Source organism: Sphingomonas canaveralia, from assembly GCF_047238125.1.
GTDB lineage: Bacteria > Pseudomonadota > Alphaproteobacteria > Sphingomonadales > Sphingomonadaceae > JBDFMH01.
The window spans coordinates 1,647,454-1,664,751 of sequence record NZ_JBDFMH010000001.1; the positions used below are offsets into that span (position 1 = coordinate 1,647,454).

Here is a 17,298-nt window from a genome sequence, read left to right on the forward strand (position 1 = left end):
GGGAAGCATCCAATTTGGGGCGTTGCAATGTGGGACAATTGCCAAGACCCGCAATAATATTCTAACAAGCTGATACACGGCTGAAGGGATGTGGCGTGGCCGCACAATATCCGCTCGATTCGATCGATCGCATCATATTGCGCTCGCTGCAGGAAGATGGCCGCATCACCAATGTGGACCTTGCGAAGCGCGCCGGGCTCACTGCGCCGCCTTGCTTGCGGCGCGTGCGTGCGCTGGAACAGGCCGGCGTGATCGAAAGCTATCATGCCAAGCTGGGGGCGGCGGCACTCGGCTATGGCATCATGGTGTTCGCGCTAGTCAGCCTGCGCAGCCAGGCGGAAGAGGATCTGCGCGCGTTCGAGGCGCATGTCGCCGTGCTGCCCGAAGTGCGCGAATGCCATATGCTGAATGGTGAGATCGATTTCATTCTGAAGATTGTGGCGCACGATCTGCAAGGCTTCCAGTCCTTCCTCACCTCGCAACTGACCACCGCTCCGAATGTCGCGAGCGTGAAGACATCGCTCACCATCCGCACCTCCAAGGATGCGTCCGGCATCCCCGTCGACACGGATTAGCGGGGGAACCTCGTCGCCGGACAGGCGTCTCTGGATTTGACCAGGAGACGCCCCATGACGCTGACTGTCCAGCCGATCAATTGTACGCTGAAAGCTTCCGGCGAGAGTTCGACCGATGCGATGATCACGGTGCTCGCCGATCAGTTCAAGAGCCTGGATGTTACGGTGGCCGACACGATCCGCATCGCCGAACATAATGTGCTGCCGGGCGTGAAGTCGGACGAAGGCGATGGCGATGAATGGCCTGCGATCCGCGAGAAAATCCTGGCAGCGGACATATTGGTGTTCGGCGGCCCGATCTGGATGGGTCAGATCGGCAGCGTCGCCAAGCGCGTGCTGGAACGGATGGACGCGTTCCTCAGCGAGACCGACGATCGCGGCCGCATGCCCAGCTACGGCAAGGTGGCGGTGGCCGCGATCGTGGGTAATGAGGACGGCGCGCACTGGTCGTCCGCGCAGCTGTTCCAGAGCCTGAACGATACCGGCTGGACGATACCGGCGGTCGCCGCCTGTTACTGGGTGGGCGAAGCGATGGGCTCGGTCGACTTCAAGGATCTTGACGCTACGCCGAAGAAGGTCAGCGAAACCGCCAAGATGGTGGCGGGAAATGCGGCCCATCTGGCGCGCCTGCTCAAGGACGAACCCTATCCAGGCTGATCCCGGTCAGGCGGCCCACTCCGCGCGCGGATAGCCCTGCGCGTAGAGCAGGGTCGTCAGGTCGCCATGCTCGATTCGGGCGTCGGCTGCGGCCGCCGTGCGGGGCTTGGCGTGATAGGCTACGCCCAGCCCCGCCGCCTCGATCATCGGAATGTCGTTCGCGCCGTCGCCGATCGCGAGCGTCTCGGCCATCGCGATTCCCATGCTCGCCGCTTCGGACAGCAACGTCGCCCGCTTGGTCTCGGCGCCCACGATCGGCCGGGCGACCGTTCCCGCCAACCCGCTCCCGTCGATCTCGAGCCGGTTCGACAGCGCATGATCGAAGCCGATCCGCGCCGCCACCGGATCGGCGAAGGCGGTGAACCCGCCGGAGACCAGCACCGCCCGCGCGCCGTTGGCCCGCATCGTACGCACCAGCGCCTCGGCCCCGGGCATGATCCGCACCCGCTCCGCCAGGCAGCGCGCCAGCACGCCGGCATCCAGCCCCTTCAGCAGCGCCACCCGCGCTTCGAGCGCCGCCTCGAAATCCAGCTCGCCGCGCATCGCGCGCTCGGTCACCTCGGCCACCTGCGCCTTGATACCGCCGTAGTCGGCCAGCTCGTCGATGCATTCGACCGTGATCATGGTCGAATCCATGTCGGCGACAAGCAGCCGCTTGGCCCGCCCCACCGCGGGCTGCACGACGATGTCGACGCCCGCGATCAAGCCTTCCAGCGCCGCGCGGACATTGGCGGAGTCGGCACGCGCGAAGCCAAGGTCACAGGCGCTGCCGGGCTCGATCCAGCGCGCTTCGCCCGGCACGCCGCCGACACCGGCGATCGCATCGCGCGCCTTTTCGATGGCCGCGTCGCGCAGCGCATCCGCTGCTATCAGTGTCGCGATGAACATTGCCGAATCCCCCGCGCCCAAGCCGGTCGCGCTCATCGCAGGGCCGACTGCCAGCGGCAAGTCGGCGCTGGCGATCGCGCTGGCCGAAGCGGTGAGCGGCACCGTCATCAATGCGGACGCATCTCAGCTCTATGCCGATCTGCGCGTGCTGAGCGCCCGGCCGTCGCCAGAGGAAGAGGCGCGTGTGCCGCACCGCCTGTTCGGCACGCGCGACGGTGCCGATCCCGCCTCCGCCGCCGATTGGGCGGAAGATGCGCGCGGTGCGATCGACGAGGCCCATGCCGCTGGCCGCGTGCCGATCCTTGTCGGCGGCACCGGTCTGTATCTGCGCACTTTGATCGATGGGATCGCACCGGTCCCGCCGGTCGACCCCGATGTGCGCTCCGCGGTGCGCGCGCTGGCCGTGGCCGATGCCCACGCGGCGCTGATGCAGGAAGATCCTGCCGCCGCCGCTCGGCTGCGTGCCAGCGATACGACGCGGGTCGCGCGCGCGCTCGAAGTCGTGCGCTCATCCGGTCGCCCGCTTTCGGACTGGCAGCTTGAGCGGCAGGGCGGGATCGGCGATCGCATCACGCTTGCCGCGACCATATTGCTGCCCCCGCGCGAATGGCTGCGCGCGCGCTGCGACGCCCGGTTCGAGACGATGCTGTCAGCCGGCGCTATCGACGAGGTGCGCGCGCTGCTCGCCCGTGATCTAGATCCCGCAACACCGGTGATGCGCGCGATCGGGGTGCGTGAGATCAGCGATTGGCTGACCGGCACGATCGATCGTGATGCGATGGTGGCACGGGCCACGGCCGCCACGCGCCAATATGCCAAGCGCCAACATACCTGGTTCGCCAATCAGCCGCCTCCATCATGGCAACGTCAGGCCGCGCAACTCGATGAGGATTCTATGCGGTATCTCGTAAGAAAGTTGCGCGAAAGGCTGTTGACCTATTAGTTTGATGCTTATAGACGCGCAGCCTCGCCGCCCCGAGCATCCGATGCTAGGGCGGCGCATCATTGTTGGCCGGGATCCAGCCGGCGCTGCGGGACGAGCGTGATGACGACCGAGTTGAGCGGAGCCGAGATCCTGATCGAGACGCTGACCGAGCTCGGCGTCGAGGTCGTGTTCGGCTATCCCGGCGGCGCCGTGCTTCCGATCTACGATGCGCTGTTCAAGCAGAAGCGCATCCGCCACATCCTCGTTCGCCAGGAAGGCGGCGCGGCGCATGCGGCCGAGGGCTATGCCCGCTCCACCGGAAAGCTCGGCGTCGTGCTCGTCACCTCCGGCCCGGGGGCCACCAACGCCGTCACCGGCATCGTCGATGCGCTGATGGACTCGATCCCGATGCTGGTCATCACCGGCCAGGTGCCGACCGCGCTGATCGGCACCGATGCCTTCCAGGAATGCGATACGATCGGCATCACCCGGCACTGCACCAAGCATAATTATCTGGTGAAGGATCCGGCGAAACTGGCCGAGGTCGTTCACGAGGCGCATCATATCGCGACCTCCGGCCGCCCCGGCCCGGTGGTGATCGATCTGCCCAAGGACGTGCAGGTCGCTTCCGCCCCGTTCCGTCGCGGCGCGGCGGGCGGCACCCAGCAGCATCGTTCCTATCGCCCGCAGGTCAAGCCCGATGCCAAGCTGATCGAGGCCGCGGTCGAGATGATGGCGGCCGCCGAACGGCCGATCCTCTATACCGGCGGCGGCATCATCAATGCCGGCCCCGCCGCCAGCCAAATGCTGCGCGAACTGCAACGCATCACCGGCGCGCCGGTCACCTCCACGCTGATGGGGCTCGGCTGCTTCCCGGCCAGCCATCCGGACTGGCTGGGCATGCTGGGCATGCACGGCACCTATGAAGCCAATATGGCGATGAACCAGGCCGATCTGATCGTCTGCCTGGGGGCGCGTTTCGATGATCGCGTGACCGGCCGGCTCGATGCGTTCAGCCCGAAATCGAAGAAGATCCACGTCGATATCGATCGGTCTTCGATCAACAAGAATGTCCGCGTCGACCTGCCGATCGTCGGCGATGCCGGCCGCGCGATGGAAGACATGGTCAAGCTGTGGAAGGCGCGTCAGCACCAACCCGCCGATCAGGCCGAATGGCGATCGCGCATCGCCGGCTGGCGGCTGGTCAAGTGCCTCGAGTTCAATCAGCAGGGCTCGGACATCCTGCCCCAGCATGCGATTCGCCGGCTGTGGGAAGCGACCCACGCGAAGAAGCCGATCATTTCGACCGAAGTCGGCCAGCACCAGATGTGGGCCGCCCAGCATTTCGGCTTCGAGGCGCCCAACAAGTGGCTCACCTCAGGCGGGCTGGGCACGATGGGCTATGGTCTGCCCGCCGCAATCGGCGCGCAGCTCGGCAATCCCAACGCGCTGGTAATCGACATCGCGGGCGAGGCTTCGATCCTGATGAACATCCAGGAGATGTCGACCGCCACCCAGTACAATCTGCCGGTCAAGGTCTTCATCCTCAACAACGAATATATGGGCATGGTCCGTCAGTGGCAGGACCTGACCTATGCCGGCCGCCATTCGCAAAGCTATTCCGAAGCGCTGCCCGATTTCGTGAAGCTGGCCGAGGCCTATGGCTGGACCGGCCTGCGCATCGAGAAAGCGGACGAGCTGGACGACGGCATCGCCGCGATGCTGGCCGTCGACGGACCGGTGATGGTCGATTGTCGCGTGTCGAAGCTCACCAACTGCTTCCCGATGATCCCGAGCGGGGCCGCCCATACCGAGATGATCCTGCAGGCCAACGAAGTCTCGGGCGAGATGGACGACGAGGCGAAGGCACTGGTGTAGGGACTGGCGTCATCCCGGCGAAAGCCGGGATCTCCCGGAAATTAATGCCCTTGCGGCACCAGTCCCGGCTTCCGCCGGGATGACGAAAGCGAGACGATGCGTATCAGAACCGAAGCTGCGGAGCGCCACACGCTCTCCGTGATCGTCGACAACGAGGCGGGCATCCTCGCCCGGATCGCGGGCATGTTCGCGGGTCGCGGCTACAATATCGAGAGCCTGACGGTGGCCGACGTCACCGAGGACGAGAAGATCAGCCGCATCACCATCGTGACCAGCGGCCCGCCCGCGGTGATCGATCAGGTGGTGGCGCAGCTCGATCGGCTGGTGCCGGTCCACAAGGTGACCGATCTCACCGAGCTCGGGCCCCATGTCGAACGCGAGCTGGCATTGGTGAAGGTGAAAGGCGTCGGCGATCACCGGATAGAGGCGCTGCGCCTAGCCGAGGTCTACCGCGCCCGCGTGGTCGATGCCACCACCACCAGCTTCGTATTCGAAGTGACCGGCGGCAGCGAAAAGATCGACAAATTCACCGAACTGATGCGCGAGGTCGGCCTGATCGAGGTCGCGCGCACCGGCGTCGTCGCGATCTCGCGGGGGAACGAGCCGGCCTGACCAGCGGATATTTTCAGCCGTCACCCCGGCGAACGCTGGGGTCCAGAGCCACAAGCGCCGCCGTCCGCGGCCCTGGATCCCGGCTTCCGCCGGGATGACGAGCGGCACGAAAGGGAAGAACATGCGCGTCTATTATGATTCCGATGCCGATATCGGCCTGATCAAGGGCAAGAAGGTCGCGATCGTCGGCTATGGAAGTCAGGGCCATGCCCATGCCCAGAATCTGCGCGACAGCGGCGTCTCCGAAGTGGCGGTCGCGCTCCGCCCCGGCTCGGCGACCGCGCAAAAGGCCGAGGGCGCCGGCTTCAAGGTGCTGAGCGGAGCCGAGGCCGCCAAGTGGGCCGACATCATCATGGTGCTGGCGCCCGACGAGTTGCAGGCCGCGATCTACAAGGACGATCTGCATGACAATATGAAGCCCGGTGCGGCGCTCGCCTTCGCGCATGGCCTGAACGTGCATTTCGGGCTGATCGAGCCGCGCGCCGATATCGACGTGTTCATGATCGCGCCCAAGGGCCCGGGTCACACCGTGCGGTCCGAATATCAGCGCGGCGGCGGCGTGCCCTGCCTGATCGCGATCCATCAGGATGCCAGCGGTAACGCGCATGATGTTGCGCTGTCCTATGCATCCGCTGTCGGCGGCGGCCGTTCGGGCGTGATCGAGACGACCTTCAAGGAGGAATGCGAGACCGATCTGTTCGGCGAGCAGGCGGTGCTGTGCGGCGGCCTCACCCACCTGATCCAGGCCGGGTTCGAGACGCTGACCGAGGCGGGCTACGCCCCAGAGATGGCCTATTTCGAGTGCCTCCACGAAGTGAAACTGATCGTCGACCTGATGTATGAGGGCGGCATCGCCAACATGCGCTATTCGATCTCGAATACCGCCGAATATGGCGACATCACGACTGGCCCCCGCATCATCACCGACGAGACCAAGGCCGAGATGAAGCGCGTGCTGGCCGATATCCAGCAGGGTCGCTTCGTGTCGAAGTTCGTGCTCGACAACCGCGCCGGCCAGCCGGAACTTAAGGCCAGCCGCAAGCTCGCCGCGGAGCATCCGATCGAAAAGGTCGGCGCCGAACTGCGCGCGATGATGCCGTGGATCGCCAAGAACCAGCTGGTCGACAAGGCGAAGAACTGATCATCGGCGCGTTCCCGCGCAGATGATCACCCCGGCGAAGGCCGGGGTCCAGCGTCTAAATCGCCGCCGCAGCGGGGGAGGTCCGTCGCCCCTGCGTAGGCAGGGGCCCATGGCTGGCCGATGTGCCACGCGAGATAGCCATGGGCTCCTGCCTGCGCAGGGGCGACGATTTCCAAAACCCGACCCTTCCGTTAACCCTCTTTCCGCCGACGCGGCGGCGCTCTAGCGTCGCGCTCCTCAACAGGAGTCGTCCCCATGCGCAAAGCCCCGTTCGTCGCCTTCGCCATCGTCGCCGGCACCGCCGCCATCGCCCAGCAGGCGATGCAGGCCCCCGGTACGCCAGATCCGTCGCGCATCACCGGCGGCACCTACACCGCCGATGCCGGTCACACGCTGGTCGGCTGGCGCGTCAACCATCTCGGCTTCAACGATTATTTCGGCATCTTCGGCGATGTCGCCGGCACGCTGGTGCTGGATCCGAAGAAACCCGCCGCGGCGAAGGTCGATGTCACTATCCCCGTGGCAAAGGTCACCACTGCCAATGCCGGGCTGACCAGCCATCTGCTGCGCGCGGGCAAGGATGGCGGCAAGCCCGATTTCTTCGGCCCCTCGCCGGCCGACGCGCGCTTCGTGTCGACTTCCGTGGCAGTCAGCGGCACCACCGCGAAGATCAGCGGCAATCTCACGCTGAATGGCGTCACCAAGCCGGTCGTGCTCGATGCCAAGTTCACCGGCGCGGGCCCCAGCCCGATGGGCGGCGCGGAAACGGTCGGTTTCGAGGCGACGACGACAATCAAGCGCGGCGAATTCGGGATCGGCTACGGCATCCCGATGGTGTCGGACGAGGTCGAACTCGACATCACCGCCGCGTTCGAAAAAAAGGGCTGATCGCAGTCGGCCGAGCGCTCAGGCGGTCTTGAGCTTCGCAAAGCCGCGGAACAGCTCGCGCGTGTTCAGGTCCGGCACCGTGTCGGTCAGCCGGTGGATCGCCTCGGCAAGGCTGCCCTGCTGCTGCGGGGCCGCCACCTGCTGGCACGCCATCGCCCATTCGCCGAATTCACGCGCGTCGATCTGGCGCTCCGAAAGCCGTACGATCGCGCGGTGGCGCGGATCGGCCGCGATCCGATCGAACGTGATCCGCACGGCATCCGGCTCGCCTTCCAGCGCCTGCAGGAAGCGGCGCCCGTCGAACAGCAGCAGCCCGGTCACACCGGCGGCGGCGTTGCGGCGGCGCGATGCCGCCAGGATTGGTTCGACGATTGTGTCGCCGAGCCCCCGCGTGATCGTACTGATATAGGTCAATTGCAGCATGGCAGGCCTCGATCGCTTTCGATTCCGGCCTAGGCTCAATATCTTACCCGCCCGTAAAGCGCCCGACGCGAAAAGGCGTTGCACTTCGTAAACCATTGCGGGATAGGCTCGGGCCATGACGTCGCATCGCGGCCTGCTCCTGCTTCGACTTACCCGCCCTTAGGCGGGATCGGACCTGCGCGCCCTCTGCGGCCGCGCACCTCGCCTAAGGGCCAAGCCCCCTTCCCCGCCACCCACGGTGGCGCGTCTGCGAGTTGAACCCATGTTGCGCGATCCTTCCGTCAAGTACCGCCCCTTCCCCCAGATCGACATTCCCGATCGCACCTGGCCTTCGAAGATCATTGATCGCGCGCCACGCTGGCTGTCGACCGACATGCGCGATGGCAACCAGGCGCTGATCGATCCGATGGATGCGGAGAAAAAGCAGCGCTTCTTCGATCTGCTGGTGAAGGTCGGCGTCAAGGAGATCGAGGTCGGCTTCCCCTCCGCCGGCGCCACTGAGTTTGATTTCATCTCGGGCCTGGTCCGCTCCGGCGCGATCCCAGACGATGTCACCGTGCAGGTGCTTACCCAGTCCCGCCGCGAACTGATCGAAAAGAGCTTCGAAAGTCTAGAAGGCGCGCGCACCGCGATCGTCCACCTCTACAACGCGATCTCGCCCGCCTGGCGCCGGATCGTCTTCCAGATGGAAAAGTCGGAGATCCGCCAGATCGCGATCGACGGGGCCAAGCTGCTCCGCGACGAGGCAGCCAAGCGCCCCGAAACCGACTGGCGCTTCGAATACAGCCCCGAGACCTTTTCCACCGCCGAGACCGATTTCGCCGTCGAGGTGTGCGCATCGGTGATGGATGTGCTGCGGCCCACGCCCGAAAAGCCGATCATCTTCAACCTGCCCGCCACCGTCGAATGCGCCACACCCAATGTCTATGCGGATCAGATCGAATTCTTCTGCCGCAACATTCCGAACCGCGATGCGGTGATCGTCAGCCTCCACACCCACAATGATCGCGGCACCGGCGTCGCCGCCACCGAACTCGGCCTGCTGGCCGGGGCGGACCGGGTCGAAGGCTGCCTGTTCGGCAATGGCGAGCGCACCGGCAATGTCGATCTCGTGACGGTCGCCCTCAACATGTACACGCAGGGCGTCGATCCGGGGCTCGACTTCTCGGATATCGATGCGGTCATCAAGACGGTCGAATATTGCAACGCGCTGCCCGTCCACCCGCGTCATCCCTATGCAGGCGATCTGGTGTTCACCGCCTTTTCCGGATCGCACCAGGATGCCATCAAGAAGGGGTTCGCCGCGCAGGCCGCGCGCAATGATCAGCTGTGGGACGTGCCCTATCTGCCGATCGATCCAGCCGATCTCGGCCGCAGCTACGAAGCCGTCATCCGCGTCAATTCGCAATCGGGTAAGGGCGGCGTCGCCTGGGTGCTCGAGCAGGACAAGGGGCTGAAACTGCCCAAGCGGATGCAGGCTAGTTTCTCGACCGTGGTGCAGGCGCTGGCCGACGAGACCAGCCGCGAGCTCAACGCGGCCGATATCTGGCAGGCGTTCCAGCGCCATTACCGGCTTGGCGGCGGCGCGATCGAGCTGGTCGACTATCAGGAAAGCGGCTTGGCCACCGATCGCATCTTCGTGGGCCGCATCCGCCAGGATGGTGTCGATCGCTCGATCAGTGGGCGCGGCAACGGCCTGATCTCGAGCGTGATCGGCGCGCTGGCGGACGAATGCGGCATCGCGATCGACGTGGTCGACTATAACGAGCACGCGATCGGCCACGGCACGGATGCCCAGGCCGCCGCCTATGTCGAGGCGAAGACCGCCGATGGCCGCACCGTGTTCGGGGTCGGCATCGATCACGACGTGGCCACGGCCTCGGTCCGCGCGGTGCTGAGCGCGGCCAACTCGACGCTGGGATGATCGCCGAGCTCTAATCCTCCCAGGCGAACAGCGCGTCGATTGGAAGGGCGAAGACGCGCGCCAGCCTGAATGCGGATTCCAGCGACGGGGAATAGCGCCGCTGCTCGATGGCCGCGATCGTCTGGCGGGTCATGCCGATCTCGGCCCCGAGATCCGCCTGCGTCATCCCGCGCGCCTCGCGTTCTTCGCGCACGCGGTTGCGGATCGGCAACGTCACAGCGTGCGGTGGTGCAGCGCGAGGAACATCGCCTGTCGCCCGCATTCGGCGATCACGATCGCCAGCAGGATCGCGTTGGCCATCCGCGATGCCCCCGCTCCCACATGCACCAGCGCCGCGGCCGCCAGCGCCGCTACGATCAGCAGATAATAGCCGACCGCCGTCGCGCGCCGGTCGATCGCGCGTTCGCGCTCATCCATCGGGGCATGGCAGTCGGGCGAAGTTGCCGCCAGCAGGATATGGCCGATCACCAGCACCACCACGAGGGCGATCACGGTGCCGAGCAGCAGCGGCACTGCCTGCTCACGGGCCACGCCATTCGCGACCCGAGCGAAATACCAGGCATAGACCGCGATCATGCTGATCAGCGTGACCAGCGCACTCTTGTAGCGAAACGACATCGCCCCCTCCGATGTTAAGAATCTATAACATCGCGCTACCCTCGGGCAGCCGTGATGTCAAACATCTTTGACATGACGGCCAGGGCTGGACGCATCCCGCCCACGCGCTACGATCCCGCGCATGACCCTTGCCGATTTCATCGCAGGCCTGCCCAAGGCCGAGCTGCACCTTCATATCGAGGGCAGCCTCGAGCCTGAGCTGATGTTCGCGCTGGCCAAGCGCAACAAGGTGGCGATCCCCTATCGGTCCGTGGCCGAGGTCCGCGCGGCCTATGCCTTCTCCAACCTGCAGGATTTCCTCGACATCTATTATGCGGGGGCAGACGTGCTGCGGACGCAGGAGGATTTCCACGATCTGGCCTGCGCCTATTTCGATCGTGCTGCCGCCGATGGCGTGCGCCATGCCGAGATCTTCTTTGATCCGCAGACCCACACCGATCGCGGCGTGCCGTTTGCGGCCGTGATCGAAGGGCTGCTCGCCGCGATGGCAGACGCCGAGAGCCGCCACGGCCTGACCTCGCGGCTGATCCTCTGCTTCCTGCGCCATCTCGACGAAGACGCCGCATTTGCCACGCTGAAGGCGGCCGAGCCCTGGCTGCACCGCATCGCCGGGGTCGGGCTGGATTCATCGGAGGTCGGACACCCGCCGTCCAAGTTCGCGCGTGTGTTCGATGCGGCCGGCGCGCTCGGCCTGAAGCGCGTTGCCCATGCCGGCGAGGAGGGTCCGCCGGCCTATGTCCACGAGGCGCTCGATCTGCTCGGGATCGACCGGCTCGATCATGGCAATCGCGCGCTGGAGGATCCCGCGCTCGTCGATCGGCTGCGCGCCGAAGGCATGACGCTCACCGTCTGCCCCTTGTCCAACCTCAAGCTCTGCGTTGTGGATAGCATCGCCAACCACCCGATCCCAAAAATGCTTGAACTGGGCCTGCGCGCGACGGTCAATTCGGACGATCCCGCCTATTTCGGCGGTTATGTAAACGATAATTTCCGCGCGCTGGCCGCGGACAGCAGCCTCACTCGCGACGATTTCGCCACGCTTGCGCGCAACAGCTTCACCGGTTCGTTCCTGCCCGAAGACAAGATCGCGGACCATGTCGCTGCGGTCGACGCCTATCTGGCGGCGAACCCGGCATGACGCCGACGCTCACCCCCGTCCCCTACGAACAGTTCCTCGCCGATGTCCGCGCGCTAGCCGTGATAATCCGCGATGGCGGCTGGCGGCCCGACTATATCGTCGGCATCGGCCGCGGCGGTCTCGTACCGGCCGCCTATCTCAGCCACGCGCTCGATCTGCCGCTTCTCTCGGTGGATTTTAGCGCGGGCGTGCCCTGTTTCGGCCAGGATCTGCTGGTCCGCATCGCGGAACGCAGCCATGGCGGTGAAAAGCTGCTGATCGTCGACGACATCAACGACAGCGGCCGCACGCTGGCCGCGCTTCGGGCCGCGGTCGATGCCGCCGGTGGCGATCCCGCCAACCTGCGCACCGCCGTCACCATCACCAATATCCGGTCAACCCAGCAGGTCGATTACGCCGCCCGCCAGATCGATCGCGATGTGGTGAAGGACTGGTTCGTGTTCCCGTGGGAAGCGATGAAGGACGATGGCGCACTGATTGCGGATGCCAATGCGGTGCCCGAACGGATCGCCTGATCAGAATCCCATCCGCACCGAGAGCCGCACCTGCCGCGGCTCGACCGGATGGATGTGCCGGTCCTCCACGCCCTCGGACGGTTCGCCCGGCAGCCGCGATGCATAGAAATAGCTGATGTCGGCGTCACGCGCGCCGAACAGGTTCAGCACGTCGATCCCGATCTTGAAGCGGCGCGCGGTGTAATAGCTGCCGAGGTTCACCAGCGTCGTCGCGCGCGATCGCACGCTGCCATCCTCGATCAGCGGGGCCGAGCCGAAGTGCCGCAGCCGGATCGATCCGCTGAAGCCGTTTCCCAGATCCACCGCCGCCCCGCCCGCGATCACTTCGTTCACCGCCCCCGGGATGCGCGTGAAGCCCGGCTCCACCCCGCGGAAGCGCGCATGGGTCAGCGCGGCGGAGGCATCCAGCGTCAGCCAGCCAGTCGGCCGCCAGAATAGGCTCGCCTCGCCACCGAACCGCCGGGTGGCGTCGTTCGGCTCGGTCGATCCGCCGTCGCCCACGAATACCAGCTCCGATCCCAGCGACAGCCAGAAGCCCACGATCGATGCCGTCAGCCGTGGCGTTTCCAACCGCGCGCCGAGCTCCGCCCCGCGCGCCTTCACCAGCACCGGCACCCGCTCCACCGGGTCCAGCGTCACCGGATCGAACCGGATGCTGGCCCCGCGCACATCGTTGGAATGAAAGCTCTCGCCATAATTCGCATAGAGCTCGATCGTGTCGGTCGCGCGCCAGGCTAGCGCCGCCTTCGGGCTCAGCATCGCGTCCGATCCGCTGCCCGAATTCGCCGCCAGCGTCTGCGCGGTCACGTCATACCCATAGAGATCGCCGCGCAGGCCCAGCGTCAGCCGCAGCCGGTCGGTCAGCTTGGCGGTGCCTTCCGCGAAGATCGCGCCGCTATATTCGTCCAGCCGGTCCTGCCGCACCGTGCCGATCGTGACGTCGCGCGCCGATGCATAGAGCCCGACCCGGCCGACATGATCCCACCGCGCATCACCGCCGATCGCCAGCGCCACCGGCATCCCGCCGATCATGATCGCGCTGTCGTGCCGCACCGATCCGCCGAACACGCCGCGCCGGTCCCGCTGCTGGAACTCGTCGCCATTCACCGGGTCGTTCAGGAAATAGGTGAAATTCGATGTCAGGCCGAAGCGATAATAGGTCGCGAACAGGTTGATGCTGGTATCGCCGAGCTTCGCGTTCCCGGTCAGCCCCAGCCGCGTCGTCCGCCCGCCCAGAAACGGATCGATGTTGCCGAACCGGCCAATCAACCCGCTTTCAATCGCGCGTTCGGGTACCTGGTCGGTCGCGTTCCAGGTCGCGTGATAGCCGCTCAGCCCCAGGCTCCAGTCGCGTCCCGATAGCTTCACCAGCGCGTTGATCTTCTCGAGATCCTCATCGAGATCCCAGGGTCCGTTGGAAAGCGTGCCGTCCACCGCCACCAGCAGATCGCCCGCGCCCGTCGCCATGCTGCCCGCCGCGAGCGCCCGATAGTAGCCGTAGCTGCCCACCGTCGCCTCGATCAGCGGCGCCGGCAGCCGATCGAGCGTCTTGAAGCGCACCGTGCCGGCAGCAGAAAAATCGCCGACGTCGGCGAAATAGGGGCCCTTGCGATAATCGATCCGTTCGACGAGCTCGGGGATCAGAAAATTCAGGTCCAGATAGCCCTGGCCGTGGCCGTGGCTGCGCATGTTGATCGGCACGCCATCGACAAAGCCGGCGAAATCGGTGCCATGATCCAGGTTGAAGCCGCGCAGGAAATACTGGTTCGCCTTGCCCGTGCCCGAATGCTGCGTCGCGATCACGCCCGACACATTCTCCACCAGCTCGCCCACCCGGCCGAGCGGCTTGTCCTCGAAATCGAGATAGCCGACCACGCCCTGCGACCCTGAAATCGCGGTGCCGATCTGCGCCAGTCCCCTGCCATAGACGATGATGTCGCTGTCGGCCGGCGGCCGGTCCTGCGCCAGTGCCGGCACTGTCACGCACAGTAAAGCGCAAGCAAGCCATGTCCGCACGACTATTCCCCCCGGAAGTGCGGACTGCTAATGCGAGCAAAACATCAGCTTTGGCTACTCGCATTTGGAAGACGCCATCGATGGACGTGCAACCGCGCAAACAGCCGCGCCAGGATCGCGCCAAGGCCACTGTCGATGCGATTCTCGATGCCGCCGCTCACATCCTGGCCGCGCAGGGGCGTGAGGCGGCGACCACCAACGCGGTCGCCGCGCGCGCGGGCGTCAGCATCGGCTCGCTCTACCAGTATTTTCCGAACCGCGATGCCGTGCTCGGCGCGGTCGTCCACCGCCACGGCCACCGCATTCACCGCATGGTCGCCGAATGCCTGGCCGATCCGCCGCCGGCCACGCTGGCCGATGCGGTCGCGCGGATCGTGGCGGCGGTGTTCGATGCCCACCGGCTCGATCCGCATCTCCACGGCGCGCTCGATCATGATTTCAACGCCGCGCACGACCACGGCCACGGCCATCCTTCCACCAAGACCGCGGTGCGCCAGCTTTTCGCTACGCTGCCACCGCCCGTCGCGGCCGAGATCGGGGTCCGCTCTCCCGATGCGGCGCTGGTCGTCACCGAGACGATTCACGGCCTGGCCCATGCCGCCTATGTCCACCCTGGGCCGGGCGCGGACGCCGCGGCGCTGCGCACGCAGGCGGCGGCGGTGGCGCTAGCCTATCTGCGCCACGGCTGATCGCGATCCGCGCCTATCCTGCGGCGCGATGGCTCCAACCGCGCGCATCGGCGTTCCTTCAGCCGAACCTTGATCCCGCAGCGAAGGAGTAACCAATGCCCGTAGACGTCAAGTACAGCACCAAGGCCACCGCCACCGGCGGCCGAGACGGCACCGCCAAATCGGAAGATGGCAAGGTCGATCTGACGCTGTCGACGCCGAAGGAACTTGGCGGCGCCGGCGGAGACGGCACCAATCCCGAACAGCTGTTCGCTGCGGGCTATTCGGCCTGCTTCATCGGCGCGCTGAAGGTTGCGGGTCAGCAACTGAAGATCAAGGTGCCGGATGATACGCGCGTCACCGCCACGGTCGGCATCGGCCCGCGCTCCGAAGGCGGCTTCGGCATCACTGCCGATCTCGAAGTCGACCTCCCCGGCCTCGACCGCGAAGAGGCGCAGAAGCTGGTCGACACCGCCCACCAGATCTGTCCCTATTCCAACGCCACCCGCAATAATGTCGACGTCGGCCTGACGGTGGCCTGATCTAGGATCGGCGCCCGATCGCCGGGCGGGCGTCGAAACGTCGCGCGAAGGCTGCGAGAGGCCGCATCACTCCACCGTCACCGATTTCGCCAGGTTGCGCGGCTGATCGACGTCCGTGCCCTTCGCGACTGCGACATGATAGGCAAGCAGCTGCACCGGCACCGCATAGACGAGCGGGGCAATCAGCGGGTGGACGGCAGGCATCTCGATCGTGGCGATCGCGCCTTCGCCGGCCGCGGCGATCCCGTCAGCGTCGGAGATCAGCACCACCTGCCCGCCGCGCGCCTGCACTTCCTGCATGTTGGAGACGGTCTTTTCGAACAGCGGGCCCGATGGCGCTATCACGATTACCGGCACCGCCTTGTCGATCAGCGCGATCGGGCCATGCTTCATCTCGCCGGCCGCATAGCCTTCGGCGTGGATGTAGCTGATTTCCTTCAGTTTCAGCGCGCCTTCCAGCGCCATCGGATAATCGGGCCCGCGGCCCAGATAGAGCACGTCTCGCGCTTCCGCGATCAGCGGGGCCATCGCCTCGATCTCGGCATCATGCGCCAGCGCCGCGTTCATCGCCGCCGGTGCCTCGGCCAGATGGCCGACGATCTCGCGTTCCTCGTCCGCGCTCAGCCGGCCGCGGGCGCGCGCCAGGTTCGCGGCCAGCGCCGCCAGCACCGCCAGCTGGCAGGTGAACGCCTTGGTCGATGCCACGCCGATCTCGGGCCCGGCATGGGTCGGCAGCAGCAGATCGGCCTCGCGCGCCATCGAACTGGTCGGCACGTTGACGACGACCGCGATCTTCTGGCCGCCTTCGCGCGCGTGGCGCAGCGCCGCCAGCGTGTCCGCAGTCTCGCCGGACTGGCTGATGAACAGCGCCAGCCCGCCATCCTCCATCACCGGATCGCGATACCGATATTCGGACGCCACATCGAGCTCGCAGGGCAGCCGCGCGAACCGCTCGAACCAGTATTTCGCGACCATGCCGGCATAGAAGCTGGTGCCGCACGCCACGATCGTCACGCGGCGGATCTCGGCGAAGTCGAACTCGGGGATCGGCAGCGCAACCTGCCCGTCGAGCGGGCGGAGATAGCTCTGAAGCGTCTGCGCCACCACCACCGGCTGCTCGAAGATCTCCTTCTGCATGAAGTGGCGGTGATTGCCCTTGTCGATCAGCGCGCCGGTCACGCCGGAAATCGTGATCGCGCGCTCGACCGGCCGGTCGTTCTTATCGAAGATCTCGGCGCCGTCGCTGGTGACGATCACCCAATCGCCTTCTTCCAGATAGGCGATCCGCTGGGTCAGCGGCGCCAGCGCCAGCGCGTCCGACCCGAGATAGGTCTCGCCGTCGCCATAGCCGACCACGAGCGGCGATCCGAGCCGCGCTCCGATCAGCATGTCCGGATGCTGGCGGAACAGGATGGCAAGCGCGAACGCGCCGTGCAGCCGCTTCAGCACGCCGGCGGTGGCGGTGCGGGGGTCGTCGCCCGCCTCGATCCGCTCGGAGATCAGGTGCGCCACCACTTCGGTATCGGTCTGGCTCTCGAAGGTGCGGCCGCGCGCGATCAGCTCGTCGCGCAGCGGCTTGAAATTCTCGATGATGCCGTTGTGGACCAGCGCCACCTGTTCGGTGGCATGCGGGTGGGCGTTGCTGGTCGTCGGCCCGCCATGCGTGGCCCAGCGCGTGTGTGCGATGCCGGTATCGCCCGGCAGCGGATCGGCCGCCAGCACGCGCGCCAGGTTGGCCAGCTTGCCCTCGGCGCGCCGCCGCTCGATCCGCCCGGCCTCGATCGTCGCGATCCCGGCGGAGTCATAACCGCGATATTCCAGCCGCTTCAGCCCGTCGAGCAGCCGGTCCGCCACGGGTTCGCGCCCGACGATGCCGATGATTCCGCACAT

The 17,298-nt window shown here is 66.1% G+C and carries 18 protein-coding genes; 12 read left to right on the forward strand and 6 right to left on the reverse strand.

Annotated elements, in window-relative coordinates; all coding sequences use genetic code 11:
• The first annotated feature begins 95 nt into the window (after positions 1–95).
• The gene (locus ABC347_RS08025) at positions 96–575 is read left to right on the forward strand and encodes an Lrp/AsnC family transcriptional regulator (protein WP_413245211.1); all 480 of its coding nucleotides are present in this window, start codon (positions 96–98) and stop codon (positions 573–575) included.
• Between the two features lie 54 nt (positions 576–629).
• A complete protein-coding gene (locus tag ABC347_RS08030; protein ID WP_413245212.1) occupies positions 630–1,232 on the forward strand; it encodes a flavodoxin family protein in 603 nt (200 codons plus the stop codon).
• A gap of 6 nt (positions 1,233–1,238) precedes the next feature.
• Here the strand turns inward: ABC347_RS08030 and serB are convergent, their stop codons facing one another.
• Positions 1,239–2,120 (reverse strand): phosphoserine phosphatase SerB, encoded by an 882-nt coding sequence (gene serB, locus ABC347_RS08035; RefSeq protein WP_413245213.1) that lies wholly within the window; start codon positions 2,118–2,120, stop codon positions 1,239–1,241.
• On the opposite strand from serB, the gene miaA reads away from it, so the two are divergent.
• The 5 genes from miaA (at position 2,113) to ABC347_RS08060 (ending at position 7,564) form a co-directional block, all read left to right on the forward strand.
• Entirely contained in the window at positions 2,113–3,063 is a 951-nt protein-coding gene (gene miaA, locus ABC347_RS08040; RefSeq protein ID WP_413245214.1) for a tRNA (adenosine(37)-N6)-dimethylallyltransferase MiaA, read from the forward strand. The two genes, serB and miaA, sit on opposite strands and share 8 nt — an antisense overlap.
• Positions 3,064–3,165: 102 nt before the next feature.
• Positions 3,166–4,923 carry an acetolactate synthase 3 large subunit gene (locus tag ABC347_RS08045; RefSeq protein WP_413245215.1) on the forward strand — a complete coding sequence of 586 codons (1,758 nt, stop codon included), beginning with the start codon at positions 3,166–3,168 and terminating at the stop codon, positions 4,921–4,923.
• A gap of 96 nt (positions 4,924–5,019) precedes the next feature.
• Positions 5,020–5,535: an acetolactate synthase small subunit gene (gene ilvN, locus ABC347_RS08050; RefSeq protein WP_413245216.1), complete on the forward strand. Its 516-nt coding sequence runs from the start codon at positions 5,020–5,022 to the stop codon at positions 5,533–5,535.
• A 121-nt stretch (positions 5,536–5,656) separates the two neighbouring features.
• Positions 5,657–6,676, forward strand: a complete 1,020-nt coding sequence (gene ilvC, locus ABC347_RS08055; RefSeq protein ID WP_413245217.1) for a ketol-acid reductoisomerase — start codon at positions 5,657–5,659, stop codon at positions 6,674–6,676.
• 255 nt (positions 6,677–6,931) lie between these two features.
• Complete coding sequence (locus ABC347_RS08060) at positions 6,932–7,564, forward strand: YceI family protein (protein ID WP_413245218.1); 633 nt, start codon at positions 6,932–6,934, stop codon at positions 7,562–7,564.
• 18 nt (positions 7,565–7,582) lie between these two features.
• On the opposite strand, the gene ABC347_RS08065 is transcribed toward ABC347_RS08060, so the two are convergent.
• Positions 7,583–7,987, reverse strand: coding sequence for a BLUF domain-containing protein (locus ABC347_RS08065; protein WP_413245219.1), 405 nt, complete (start codon positions 7,985–7,987; stop codon positions 7,583–7,585).
• 262 nt (positions 7,988–8,249) lie between these two features.
• Between ABC347_RS08065 and leuA the strand changes: the two genes are divergently transcribed.
• Positions 8,250–9,911, forward strand: a complete 1,662-nt coding sequence (gene leuA, locus ABC347_RS08070; RefSeq protein WP_413245220.1) for a 2-isopropylmalate synthase — start codon at positions 8,250–8,252, stop codon at positions 9,909–9,911.
• Between the two features lie 10 nt (positions 9,912–9,921).
• On the opposite strand, the gene ABC347_RS08075 is transcribed toward leuA, so the two are convergent.
• A complete protein-coding gene (locus ABC347_RS08075; protein ID WP_413245221.1) occupies positions 9,922–10,104 on the reverse strand; it encodes a helix-turn-helix transcriptional regulator in 183 nt (60 codons plus the stop codon).
• A gap of 20 nt (positions 10,105–10,124) precedes the next feature.
• Positions 10,125–10,529, reverse strand: coding sequence for a hypothetical protein (locus tag ABC347_RS08080; protein ID WP_413245222.1), 405 nt, complete (start codon positions 10,527–10,529; stop codon positions 10,125–10,127).
• Positions 10,530–10,650: 121 nt separating this feature from the next.
• Here ABC347_RS08080 and ABC347_RS08085 point away from each other — a divergent pair, with 121 nt between their 5' ends.
• Together ABC347_RS08085 and ABC347_RS08090 are read left to right on the forward strand one after the other, a co-directional pair.
• Positions 10,651–11,667, forward strand: a complete 1,017-nt coding sequence (locus ABC347_RS08085; RefSeq protein ID WP_413245223.1) for an adenosine deaminase — start codon at positions 10,651–10,653, stop codon at positions 11,665–11,667.
• Positions 11,664–12,182 carry a phosphoribosyltransferase gene (locus ABC347_RS08090; protein WP_413245224.1) on the forward strand — a complete coding sequence of 173 codons (519 nt, stop codon included), beginning with the start codon at positions 11,664–11,666 and terminating at the stop codon, positions 12,180–12,182. Before ABC347_RS08085 ends, ABC347_RS08090 begins: the two co-directional genes overlap by 4 nt.
• Here the strand turns inward: ABC347_RS08090 and ABC347_RS08095 are convergent, their stop codons facing one another.
• Positions 12,183–14,165, reverse strand: coding sequence for a TonB-dependent receptor (locus ABC347_RS08095; RefSeq protein ID WP_413245225.1), 1,983 nt, complete (start codon positions 14,163–14,165; stop codon positions 12,183–12,185).
• 113 nt (positions 14,166–14,278) lie between these two features.
• Between ABC347_RS08095 and ABC347_RS08100 the strand changes: the two genes are divergently transcribed.
• Both ABC347_RS08100 and ABC347_RS08105 read left to right on the forward strand, forming a co-directional pair.
• On the forward strand, positions 14,279–14,887 hold the full coding sequence (locus ABC347_RS08100) for a TetR/AcrR family transcriptional regulator (RefSeq protein WP_413245226.1): 609 nt from the start codon (positions 14,279–14,281) through the stop codon (positions 14,885–14,887).
• A gap of 95 nt (positions 14,888–14,982) precedes the next feature.
• Entirely contained in the window at positions 14,983–15,408 is a 426-nt protein-coding gene (locus tag ABC347_RS08105) for an organic hydroperoxide resistance protein (protein WP_413245227.1), read from the forward strand.
• Between the two features lie 66 nt (positions 15,409–15,474).
• Here ABC347_RS08105 and glmS read toward each other — a convergent pair whose 3' ends face one another.
• Positions 15,475–17,298: a glutamine--fructose-6-phosphate transaminase (isomerizing) gene (gene glmS, locus ABC347_RS08110; RefSeq protein ID WP_413245228.1), complete on the reverse strand. Its 1,824-nt coding sequence runs from the start codon at positions 17,296–17,298 to the stop codon at positions 15,475–15,477.

Coding starts and splice junctions, on each gene's coding strand:
- ABC347_RS08030 (WP_413245212.1), top strand. CDS start 630: ATGACGCTGACTGTCCAGCCGATCAATTGTACGCTGAAAGCTTCCGGC.
- miaA (WP_413245214.1), top strand. CDS start 2,113: ATGAACATTGCCGAATCCCCCGCGCCCAAGCCGGTCGCGCTCATCGCA.
- serB (WP_413245213.1), bottom strand. CDS start 2,120: ATGTTCATCGCGACACTGATAGCAGCGGATGCGCTGCGCGACGCGGCC.
- ABC347_RS08045 (WP_413245215.1), top strand. CDS start 3,166: ATGACGACCGAGTTGAGCGGAGCCGAGATCCTGATCGAGACGCTGACC.
- ilvN (WP_413245216.1), top strand. CDS start 5,020: ATGCGTATCAGAACCGAAGCTGCGGAGCGCCACACGCTCTCCGTGATC.
- ilvC (WP_413245217.1), top strand. CDS start 5,657: ATGCGCGTCTATTATGATTCCGATGCCGATATCGGCCTGATCAAGGGC.
- ABC347_RS08060 (WP_413245218.1), top strand. CDS start 6,932: ATGCGCAAAGCCCCGTTCGTCGCCTTCGCCATCGTCGCCGGCACCGCC.
- ABC347_RS08065 (WP_413245219.1), bottom strand. CDS start 7,987: ATGCTGCAATTGACCTATATCAGTACGATCACGCGGGGGCTCGGCGAC.
- leuA (WP_413245220.1), top strand. CDS start 8,250: ATGTTGCGCGATCCTTCCGTCAAGTACCGCCCCTTCCCCCAGATCGAC.
- ABC347_RS08080 (WP_413245222.1), bottom strand. CDS start 10,529: ATGTCGTTTCGCTACAAGAGTGCGCTGGTCACGCTGATCAGCATGATC.
- ABC347_RS08085 (WP_413245223.1), top strand. CDS start 10,651: ATGACCCTTGCCGATTTCATCGCAGGCCTGCCCAAGGCCGAGCTGCAC.
- ABC347_RS08090 (WP_413245224.1), top strand. CDS start 11,664: ATGACGCCGACGCTCACCCCCGTCCCCTACGAACAGTTCCTCGCCGAT.
- ABC347_RS08100 (WP_413245226.1), top strand. CDS start 14,279: ATGGACGTGCAACCGCGCAAACAGCCGCGCCAGGATCGCGCCAAGGCC.
- ABC347_RS08105 (WP_413245227.1), top strand. CDS start 14,983: ATGCCCGTAGACGTCAAGTACAGCACCAAGGCCACCGCCACCGGCGGC.
- glmS (WP_413245228.1), bottom strand. CDS start 17,298: ATGTGCGGAATCATCGGCATCGTCGGGCGCGAACCCGTGGCGGACCGG.